A 10091-nucleotide genomic window follows, 5' to 3' on the forward strand; every position below is an offset into this window, starting at 1 on the left:
ATGTGAGCCAATTTAAAAGTCAATTAACCATATGCGGCCAGTCTTCTGGTGCAGGGTCACACAAGGACCGTTGCACAGTGGGGGATTGGGGCCATGTTTGACAAGATTCAGCGGGATCGCTTCTGGCTGGTGCTCGGGATCATCCTGATCGGGCTTTTCGTCATTCAGAAGGAACGGGGTGTCACCGGCGGTTCCGCAGAGGGCGAGCTGCGGCAGACCCGGATCTATGACCGGGGCGGGATGAACAAGCTGGTCGAGCAGGCAATCGAAATCCCCGTGCGGGCAGCCCCTGCGGATGCAAGGCCGCTGAGCCGCCCTGCCGTTCAATATGCGTCCTGGGGGAACACTTCCCATGACGACCTTATCACCGGCTCAATCGCTGTGCCGCCTGCCGCCATTCCGCGCCCGCTTGCCCGTCCGGGCCGTGACGGGCGTGCGGTGGAGGTTGCCGCCCTGCCTGCGCCTTCCGGGCGTTATTATGCGCAGGTTGGCTCCTATTCGAGCATCGACCGGGCGAGCCGGCGCTATTTCGACATTCTCGCCCGCGAGCCGGACCTTCAGGGCGAAGAGCGGGTTTCCATCGATACGGCGCGCTATTCAGGCGAAGAGGTTCATCGTGTGCGGATGGGTCCCTTTTCGGATGAGGGCGCGGCGCGGGCCGCCTGCGCCCGGGCGCAGGTGCCTGCCGATGAATGTGCTGTGATTCACCTGAATTAGAGGGTGAATCCAAGCGGAAGAAGCTCTCTGCTTATAGACTTTTTGTCCGGTTTCACTGTATAAGGCCCGCCAAAGGTCGTGCCGGTGCCTCCGGTTGCGGTCAATATCCTGTTTTCAAAGCCTTTTTCGCGAGGGCTCGCGGTCGCCCTGGGTGACCCGCTCGCGGAGCAATCGGAGCCTCAAGCCATGGCCGTCCCCAAAAGGAAAACCTCCCCGTCGAAGCGCGGCATGCGCCGTTCGGCCGATGCGCTGAAGCAGCCGGCCTATGTCGAAAATCCGGATTCGGGCGAACTTCACCGTCCGCATCACGTTGATCTCAAGAGCGGCATGTATCGCGGCAAGCAGATCCTGAAGCCGAAGGGCGAGTAAGCCTTTCCGCATTCGCGGTTTTGAAGAGCGCCGTTCCCTGAAGATGGGAGCGGCGCTTTTTCTTGGGGCGGGGTCAGGCCGCCTGAAGGCCCGCCAGCGCTTCCTCGCAGGTCTCGAGCGACTGGGCGAAGATCATTTCCTTCCAGTCATCCGCATTGACATAGAAGGCATCGCGGAGACGCTTCGCGATCTCTTTTGCACCCGGGTTTTCATGGCCGCCATTCTGATGGAGCCAGTTGTCGGACTGAAGTGCGATGGTGACTTCGGCAATCGGCACCGTGCCGAATTCAAGCCCGCCGGCGGTTACTTCCTTGCCGTGCAGCTCTTCCGCAAAACAGACGGGAACCGTGCCAGGCACGTCGGACGAGACGGAGCCGCCATCAACGGCGGAGCGAACCTTCGCGCCCCACCAGCGGCGCATGCGCTGGCAGTTGGGGCTTGCTTCCGCCTCGACGCAGATCATCTCGCCCTTGCCGCGTTCGCCCAGACCGGAATGAATATCGACAAAGGCAATGCGCTCGGCGCGGCCCATTTCCTCCCGGAGAATCCGGCGAAGCGTGACATTCGACCAGACGGGCTTTCGTCCGCCAAACTGCACGCCGTTCGGGTGGGTGTACTGGCCCGCGCTCAGCGCATGTTGCAGCGCGCGGTGGCCGTGCGCCTGCACATAGGCGCGCATGATCTCGCGGCTGCGCGCCATGGTTTCGGGGGAAAGGTCGGGCGGGTTGATGGCATCGACCAGTTCCTCATAGCCCGGATTTTCCGGATACGGCTTTGAATGGTCGATGAAATTGCGGTTGAGGTCCACATTGTCCTCGTTCACGCGACGGTCCCAGGCGAAGCCGTAGGGATTGATGCCGTGGATGAAAACAAGCGCCGTGTCGGCGGGAAGGCGGGTCTGAAAACCCTGCACCAGAAGCGCAGTCTGCACGCCCGAGCCGCAATAGCCCTCCACCCCGTGCGTGCCGGAACCTATGCCGAGGATGCGGCTCGCATCTTCCGGCCCGAAGCGGGCAATGTCGGTTGCCAGTGTCTCGCCCTTCGGCCCCTTGAGCGGGTGCTCATGGTGGCGAAGCACGGCACCAGCCTTGCGGGCGGCCTCCAGAAACTTCTCCCGCGCCTCCGCATAGGATTGTGAAAAATGCTGTGCCGCCGTCATGTCCTCTCCCCCTCCCGTTAACTCTCATACAACATGACCGAAATCTGCCGATCTGCTGGAGTCTGATTCTGGAAACTGTGCTAGACTGGCACATAAGAGGCCGGTTTGCGGGGCAATAAAGAGGGGACGACCATGTTTGGCACTTTGCCGCTGATGGCGCTGGTTATCATCGCCTACAATATCATCGTCTATCTGACCGGTCTGTCGATGGATACGCAGGTCATGGCGATCTCGCTCATTTCGGGTGCCATGTGGTCCATCACGGTGGGCGACCTGATCCTCTTCTTCGCGCTGCTTCTGCTCTTCCTCGAACTCGTCAATTCCACGAAGACGGGCGCGACCACCATCGTCAATCACGCGCTTTCCATGATAGTGCTGCTGATCGCGGTGGTGGAGTTCATCGTGCTGCCCGCTTTCGGCACCTCGACCTTCTTCGCGCTGGTGCTGCTTGCGCTGTTCGATGTGGTGGCAGGTTTCACCGTCACCATCACGGCGGCACGGCGCGATTTCACGGTCGGCGAATAATCAGTTCCCGTTCTCTGCTGCGGCGTCGAGAAAAAGCTCGTAGGCCGCAGCGAGACGCGCTGTCAACGGATGGGCGGGGAGTTCGTTTCCGTCGAGACGTGAGACGGGAACGAGCCCCATCAGGCTGTTGGTCAGGAAGGCACCCTCCGCGCGGGCAAGCCGCTCGGGCGCGATATCTTCTTCCGCAACCTCGATGCCTATGCCGGGTGCAAGCTCCAGCAGCGCGGCGCGCGTGATGCCGGGCAGGATCGCGCCCCTGTCTGCGGGCGTGACGAGGCGGTCTCCCTCCCAGATGAAAATATTGGCGGCACTCGCACAGGCAATGTTGCCGCCCGTGTCGAGCATCACCGCATCCTCCGCGCCTTTCTCGCGCGCTTCTTCCTTCGCCAGCACATTGTCGAGATAGGGCAGCGCCTTGAGCCGCGCGGAAGGCGACCAGGGGTTTCGACGCGGAGCGACGCTTGCAAGCGACAGGTGCTCGGGCGGGGCCGCACTTACGGCGCAGGTGAGAAGCACGGTCGGCTTCGGCTCCGGCGGCAGCGCAAGACCGCGCGGGCCGGTACCGCGCGTGAGGGTGAGGCGGAGCGCGACACGAGGCGCGTCAGCGAGGCCGTTTGCCTCCAGAAGATCATCGCAGGCCGCCTCAATCTCATCCGGCGCGCAAGGCAGGTGGATACCTGTTACCTCAGCGCCTTTCATCAGGCGGATCATATGTTCTTCGAAAAGCGCGACATGGCCGCGGCGCACAAGCATGGTTTCAAAAAGCCCGTCGCCCAGAAGAAAGCCCCGGTCTGTCGGGTCGATGCGCGTCTCATGCGCATCCGCGATCTTGCCATTGAGCCAGAGTTTCATGCGCTCCTCCTCGCTCTTTCGGCAGGGGCCGCTCCGGCAATCGACAGGAAATTGCCGAGCAGCTTGTGGCCATGTGTGGTGAGAACGGATTCGGGGTGAAACTGCACGCCGAATATCGGAACTGTTTCATGGGCAAGCGCCATAAGTACGCCGTCATCCGTATGGGCGGTCGCACGGAGCGGGCCGCCTTCTGGCAGTTCGGCGATCAGCGAATGATAGCGCCCTGCCATAAAGGGGGAGGGAATGCTGTCGAAAAGGTCTGTATACTGATGATAGATGTAAGAGGCCTTGCCGTGTACGGGACGCGGCGCGCGGAGAATGCGGCCACCAAAAGCGGCGGCAATCGCCTGATGGCCGAGACAGACGCCGAGAAGCGGGATGCGATGTGCGGCGGCAGCCCTGACGAGATCAACGGAAATGCCTGCTTCATCTGGTCCGCAGGGACCGGGGGAGAGCAGAATGGCGGCAGGCTCGAGTGCCAGTGCCTCCTCGACGCTGATCTCATCTGTGCGGATGGTGCGGCGTTCAAAGCCCAGCTCGCCGATATAGCGGGCGAGGTTGTGAACGAAGCTGTCAAAATTATCAATGACGAGGATCATGCGGTTTCTCCCGCAAGCACCGCCTGTTCCCTCACGCCCAGCGCCTCGCACATGTTGCGCGCCTTGGCGCGTGTTTCCTCAGATTCGGCAGCGGGATCGGAATCGGCAACAATGCCGCCGCCCGCCTGAAAGGTGACGCGGCGGCCTTTCACGATCATGGTGCGGATGGTGATGGCGCTGTCCATGTCGCCAGTCGCGCCAAGCCATGCGATTGCACCGCAATAGGGGCCGCGTGTCGTCGGTTCCAGTTCCGCAACTATTTCCATGGCGCGGCGCTTCGGTGCACCGGTGACGGAGCCGCCGGGAAAGCAGGCGGCAAGCAAATCGCTTGCCGTCATTCCGGCGCGAAGTTGTCCGCGCACGGTCGAGACGAGGTGATGGACGTTGGCGAAGCTCTCAAGCTCGCAGAGTTTTGTCACTTTGACCGAATGATCTTCGCAGACGCGCGAAATATCATTCCGCAGGAGGTCGATGATCATCACATTCTCGGCGCGATCCTTTTCGGAAGCGAGAAGAGCGGCGGCGAGTTTCGCATCTTCTTCCGCGTTTTTGCCGCGTGGCCTCGTACCCTTGATGGGTTTTGTCTCGACCTCGCCCTTGTGGCAGGAGAGAAAGCGTTCGGGCGATGAAGAGACGATGGCGCCTTCACCGAAATGGAAGAAGGATGCAAAAGGCGCAGGGCTTGCCGCGCGCAGGCGCAGATAAAGCGCCCACGCGCTGTCATCTTCTGCCAATTCCGTCTCGAAACGCTGCGACAAATTTGCCTGAAAAATATCACCCGCATGAATGTAGTCGATCACCCGCGCGACGGCCTTCTCATAATTGGCGCGTGTGAAATTGGAGCGAAGCGTTGGCGTGCTGCGCAGTGCAGCGGGCAAGGCAGGTGCCGCCTTTGCGAGACGTGCCCTTATGTCCGCGAGACGGTGTTTCGCGCGGGCGTGCCGCCTTTCGGCATCATGTTCGGGCAGGCCGGTCGAAAGGATGGAGGCGCGCTGCGCAACCATATCGAAGGCGATCACCACGTCATAAAAGCCGAGCGCCATGTCGGGGAGGTGCTGATCGTCGATGGAAAAGGGTGCAGCTTCCGGCGGCAGGCGCTCCAATGTGCGACCAAGGCCGTAGCCGAAGAAGCCGGCAGCACCGCCGGTGAAAGGGGGAAGCGTGTCATCTCTTTCAATGGCAGGAAGGGCTGAGAGTCTTTCTTTCAAAAGAGAGAAAGGAGCGGCATTGTCTTCCACGCGCAACGTGAGCGTGTCGAAGGGATCGAGCGTGATGAAGCTCCAGCGCCCGTGGAGTTCCGTATCCTTTCCGGGGGCAGCGGTTGCGCTGTCGAGGAGCAGGGCGAAGGGTTCGTCCGCGAGCCTGCCGAAAAGCTCATGCGGCGCGATCCAGTCCAGCTCTTCAACGAGCGGTTTCATGCGAGGCCTTTCCCGCCGATCAGTTTATCGGCGCGACCACGATTTCGCCTTCTTCGGGCAGGCCGGTGCAGCTTGCGCAGCGGCGCGGCTCCATTCGCGCGAGCGGCCCGCGCGGCTTTCCGCCTGCGCCGGGAGAGGTGACGCGTGTATCCTGTGTGCGCAGGAAACTCATGATGAGGCTGTTCACAAGCGCCGGGTCAGAGAAGGTGATGTTGTGTCCGACCGCGGGATAGGAACGAAGCTGCGCCTGCGGCACAAGCTCCATCAGCCTTGTTGCCGCGCTGTAGGGCACTACGGCATCTGCCTCGCCCCAGATGACAAGCACGGGGAGGGACGATGCGCCGACAGCGGCATAGGCATCATCAAGACCCGTGAAAGGATAGTGACGGAGCGTTGACAGCAGGGCGTCGCCATAGCCGCGATATTCGAGCTGGCGGTTGAAGCCAGCGAGGAAAGCGCCGGGATTGGTCGCGCTTTTCGCTTCTTCCGCTGCCCCGCTATAGAAAAGCCGCGTGCCGAAGAGGCGGACGATCCAGTCGCCGATCAGCGGGCGGGTGAGAAGCTCGATATTGGGGTTTGACGCAACGCCAAGCCCCGCAGGGGCGATCAGGGTGAGCGAGCGGACGCGCTCCGTGTGGCGCGCGGAAAAGACCGTCGCAATGGCACCGCCCATGGAATAGCCGACAAGATCGACCCGGCGCTTGACGCCGAGCGCATCGAGCAGTTCGACAAGCTGTGTGTCGAAAAGATCGGCATTGTAGGTCACATCGGGGCGGGCCGAGAGGCCGCGGCCGTAATTGTCAAAGGCCAGCACGCGGTAGCCCGCCTGCACAAGCGGCTTGAAATGTTCGTCCCAGACGAAAGACGGCGTGGAGAAGCCGTGCACGAGCACGATGAGCTGACCATCTTCCGGCCCTTCGAGGCGGTAATGAACCTTGCCCTGGGAAAGCTCGATAAAGCTGTAGGCATGGCCCCGGGAGAGCAGCTTGTCGCGGGCCTCATCATCCAGTGCGGTGCGCGCGCGCCCGGCGGCCCAGAAGCTGATCACCATCAGCAGGGCAATCGCTGTGACGAGAATGAAGGCCGCTTTGACATAGGTCATCATGATGTCTCGAATACCACTCAAATTCAGCGGGCGTTCCGCTGCGGAAGGTCGCCGGGCTGCAGTCTAGAGTTTTGCCGCCCTGCCCACAATTGCCGCCCCGGAGGTTGCGAGGCCGCGCGAATGCAGGCTTGATGCTGGAAAATACACATCTTCTTGAGAGGAAACACAGATGACGGATGCTTTCAAAGACAATGTGCTCGCCGGCAAGGTGGCTTTCGTGGCGGGTGCGTCGAGCGGGATCAATCTCGGCATTGCGCAGCATTTCGCGCGGGCAGGCGCGAAGATCGCCCTGATCAGCCGGAGCCATGATAAAATCACCGCCGCCGCAAAGACGATCACGGATGAAGGCTTCGAGGCGATCGGCATGGCGGCCGATGTGCGTGACTTCGCTTCCGTGGACAAGGCGTTTCAGCAGGCGCAGGCGACATTCGGCAATATCGACATTGTGATCTCGGGGGCGGCAGGCAATTTCGTGGCGCCAGCGCTCGGCATGTCGTCCAACGGCTTCAAGACGGTGGTGGATATCGACCTCATCGGGACGTTCAATGTGCTGCGCGCCTCCTTCCAGTATCTGAACCGGCCGGGCGCCTCGCTCATTTCCATCACGGCGCCGCAGGCGGTCAATCCATCGCTCTTCCAGGCGCATGTCTGTGCGGCGAAGGCGGGTATCAACATGCTGACCAAGTGCCTTGCGATGGAGTGGGGTCCGGCAGGTGTGCGTGTCAATGCGATTTCGCCCGGCCCCATCGCCGACACGGAAGGCATGGCGCGGCTTGCGCCTACGCCGGAAATGGAAAGGGCGATCAAGTCGCGGATTGCGATGCGTGATTACGGCACCAAGACCGATATTGCCGATACGGCCCTTTTCCTCTCCACCGACAATGCCAAATACATTACCGGCACGATTGTCGATTGCGATGGCGGCTCCAAGCTTGGCGATGCAGGCGGGGATGCGCTGGGCGACTTTAAAAAATAAGCCACAAAAAAGGGGAGGAAAAACATATGGCACAGGCACCGAAGATTGCGCCTGCGGATTTCACCTGCTTGCGCTATGAGGTGAAGGATCACATCGCCATTATCACGATCAACCGGCCGGATCGGCGCAATGCGCTGAACCGGCGGGCCTATGATGAAGTGGAGGCGGCGTTCCGCGCCGTCTCCGCTGATCCTGATGTGCGCTGCGCGATCGTGACGGGTGCGGACCCTGCCTTCTGTTCCGGCGAGGATGTGAAGGAGATGATGACGGGCGAGCAACATGCCGAAAGCGTGACGCGCCTCACTTCCGTGCGCCCGGAGCCGACGCCTGCCGCTGTTGCGGCGCTTGAATGTGACAGGCCGATCATCGCTGCCGTCAATGGCGCGGCGGTTGGCTGGGGCATGGAGCTTACGCTTTTTGCCGATATCCGCATCGCGTCTGACCGCGCAAAGTTTGGCGAGATATTCATCAAACGCGGGCTCATCACCGATGTGGGCGGGCTGTGGCGATTGCCCGCGATTGTCGGACCTGCAAAGGCCGCAGAACTTCTCTTCACGGGCGATATCATTGATGCGGCAGAGGCGGCGCGCATCGGTCTCGTGACGGAAGTGGTGCCGCATGAGGAATTGATGACAAAGGCGCTTTCCATAGCAGAGCGCATTGCGGTCAACCCGCCGCTTGCCCTTCGCTTTATGAAAGAAGGGCTTCGCCGCACCTCCTATGGCGATCTTCGGGAGATTGGTAGCTGGGTAAGTGGTACACTGGGCAAACTCTTCCAGACGGAAGATCATCGTGAGGGTGTGCGCAGTTTCCTCGAAAAGCGCGCGCCGGTTTTCAAAGGACGATAAAAGATCAATGGCACTTTTCTTCGATCAGGAGTGGTTTGACACGAAACTCACAGCGGCAGGCCGCACGCGCGATGATGTGGCCGCCGCGCTTCATCTCGAGCGGGCTCAGGTCGAAGAAATCTGGAAGGATCAGCGCGAGCTGTCGCCACAGGATGTGGTGGCGCTCGCAGCCCTACTTGAAGAGACGCCCGCTGCTGTTGCCAACAAGGCAGGTGTCTCGACGCCGATTCCCGTTGCGCCTGCGGGCGGGGAGGCGGCGGTGCTCGCAAAACTTGCCGCGATTGAAGAACGCCTCGTGCGAATGGAGCGCTCCATCGCTGATCTTCAGTCACTCATCCTTGCCACCCGTTCCTTCGAGTAACCCATGCGTGATCTTCATTTCCCCGGACGTTCCACTGTTCATGCCGTCAACGGCATTTGCGCCACCTCGCAACCGCTTGCAGCGGAAGCAGCTATTTCCATTTTGCGCGCGGGCGGCAATGCGGTTGATGCCGCGATTGCTGCCAGCGCGGTGCTTTGTGTGGTCGAGCCATACAACACAGGGATAGGCGGCGACTGCTTCGTGCTTCTTTCGAAGGGCGGCAGCGGCGACATTATCGGGCTAAATGGCTCTGGCCGTTCGCCAAAGGCACTCTCGCTTGAAAAGCTGCGTTCCGTGGAAGGCACGCTTGCGCTTAACAGCGTGCATTCCGTGACCGTGCCGGGGGCGATTGATGCCTGGGCGCGGCTTATTGAAGATCACGGCACGATGGAGCTTGGCCGCGTCTTCGAACCCGCGATCCGGCTTGCAGAGGAAGGCTTTGCGGTTGCGCCGCGCATTGCGCAGGAATGGCAGTTTCTGGAAGGCCATATCGCGCATGATGCAGATGCACCGAAGCAATATACGATTGATGGCAAGGCGCCGCAGGCGGGCGATCTCTTCCGCCTGCCGGTGCTTGCGCGCACGCTTCGCCTGATCGGCGAGAAGGGGCGTGATGCCTTCTACGAAGGCGCGCTTGCCGAGGACATGGTGAAGAAGCTGCGCTCGCTGGGCGGCTTCCACACGCTTGAAGATTTCGCGGAAACGAAAAGCGACTATGTCACACCGATCCGCGCGGCCTATCGCGGGCGGGAAATTTACGAAATACCGCCCAACGGGCAGGGCATTACCGCGCTTTTGATGCTCAACATCCTGTCGAGGCTTAAGCTCGAAGGGCTTGATCCGAACGGGGCGCTGCGCATCCATTATGAGATGGAGGCAGCGCGCCTTGCCTATGACATGCGCGACAAGCATGTGGCCGATCCGGCCTTTGGCGATGTGCCGGTGGACTGGCTTCTGTCGGACAAGCTTGCCGATGACCTTGCCGCGCGGGTCAATCCTGACCGGCGGATCGAAAATCTGTCCACGCTGCGCGATCCACTCAATCGCGACACGGTCTATCTGACTGTGGTGGACAAGGATCGCAATGCCGTCTCTTTCATCAACTCGCTCTTCTTCGGCTTCGGTGCGGGCATTCTCGCGCCGGAATCAGGCGTCATGTTCC

General features: G+C 61.1%; 12 protein-coding genes. 7 read left to right on the forward strand and 5 right to left on the reverse strand.

Annotated features, from left to right (window positions below):
* Positions 1-93 precede the first annotated feature (93 nt).
* Together WBF74_RS01120 and rpmF are read left to right on the forward strand one after the other, a co-directional pair.
* Positions 94-717, forward strand: a complete 624-nt coding sequence (locus tag WBF74_RS01120; protein WP_424433987.1) for an SPOR domain-containing protein — start codon at positions 94-96, stop codon at positions 715-717.
* A 186-nt stretch (positions 718-903) separates the two neighbouring features.
* On the forward strand, positions 904-1086 hold the full coding sequence (gene rpmF / locus WBF74_RS01125) for a 50S ribosomal protein L32 (RefSeq protein ID WP_424433989.1): 183 nt from the start codon (positions 904-906) through the stop codon (positions 1084-1086).
* A gap of 73 nt (positions 1087-1159) precedes the next feature.
* On the opposite strand, the gene WBF74_RS01130 is transcribed toward rpmF, so the two are convergent.
* Positions 1160-2245, reverse strand: coding sequence for a M14 family metallopeptidase (locus WBF74_RS01130; protein WP_424433991.1), 1086 nt, complete (start codon positions 2243-2245; stop codon positions 1160-1162).
* Between the two features lie 132 nt (positions 2246-2377).
* Here WBF74_RS01130 and WBF74_RS01135 point away from each other — a divergent pair, with 132 nt between their 5' ends.
* The gene (locus WBF74_RS01135; RefSeq protein WP_424433993.1) at positions 2378-2770 is read left to right on the forward strand and encodes a hypothetical protein; all 393 of its coding nucleotides are present in this window, start codon (positions 2378-2380) and stop codon (positions 2768-2770) included.
* On the opposite strand, the gene WBF74_RS01140 is transcribed toward WBF74_RS01135, so the two are convergent.
* The 4 genes from WBF74_RS01140 to WBF74_RS01155 are packed head-to-tail and all read right to left on the reverse strand — an operon-like array spanning position 2771 to position 6744.
* Positions 2771-3622, reverse strand: coding sequence for an aminotransferase class IV (locus WBF74_RS01140; RefSeq protein WP_424433995.1), 852 nt, complete (start codon positions 3620-3622; stop codon positions 2771-2773). It abuts the gene before it with no gap.
* Complete coding sequence (locus WBF74_RS01145) at positions 3619-4221, reverse strand: anthranilate synthase component II (protein WP_424433997.1); 603 nt, start codon at positions 4219-4221, stop codon at positions 3619-3621. Before WBF74_RS01145 ends, WBF74_RS01140 begins: the two co-directional genes overlap by 4 nt.
* Complete coding sequence (gene pabB, locus WBF74_RS01150; RefSeq protein ID WP_424433999.1) at positions 4218-5639, reverse strand: aminodeoxychorismate synthase component I; 1422 nt, start codon at positions 5637-5639, stop codon at positions 4218-4220. Before pabB ends, WBF74_RS01145 begins: the two co-directional genes overlap by 4 nt.
* Positions 5640-5658: 19 nt before the next feature.
* Positions 5659-6744: an alpha/beta fold hydrolase gene (locus tag WBF74_RS01155; protein WP_424434001.1), complete on the reverse strand. Its 1086-nt coding sequence runs from the start codon at positions 6742-6744 to the stop codon at positions 5659-5661.
* Positions 6745-6913: 169 nt separating this feature from the next.
* Here WBF74_RS01155 and WBF74_RS01160 point away from each other — a divergent pair, with 169 nt between their 5' ends.
* The 4 genes from WBF74_RS01160 to WBF74_RS01175 form a co-directional block, all read left to right on the forward strand.
* Complete coding sequence (locus WBF74_RS01160; protein ID WP_424434003.1) at positions 6914-7720, forward strand: SDR family oxidoreductase; 807 nt, start codon at positions 6914-6916, stop codon at positions 7718-7720.
* Positions 7721-7746: 26 nt separating this feature from the next.
* Positions 7747-8568 (forward strand): enoyl-CoA hydratase/isomerase family protein, encoded by an 822-nt coding sequence (locus WBF74_RS01165; RefSeq protein ID WP_424434005.1) that lies wholly within the window; start codon positions 7747-7749, stop codon positions 8566-8568.
* Between the two features lie 7 nt (positions 8569-8575).
* The gene (locus WBF74_RS01170; protein WP_424434007.1) at positions 8576-8929 is read left to right on the forward strand and encodes a hypothetical protein; all 354 of its coding nucleotides are present in this window, start codon (positions 8576-8578) and stop codon (positions 8927-8929) included.
* A 3-nt stretch (positions 8930-8932) separates the two neighbouring features.
* A partial coding sequence (locus WBF74_RS01175) for a gamma-glutamyltransferase family protein (protein ID WP_424434009.1) occupies positions 8933-10091 on the forward strand: 1159 nt, incomplete at its 3' end.

Source organism: Parvibaculum sp., assembly GCF_049672805.1.
GTDB lineage: Bacteria > Pseudomonadota > Alphaproteobacteria > Parvibaculales > Parvibaculaceae > Parvibaculum.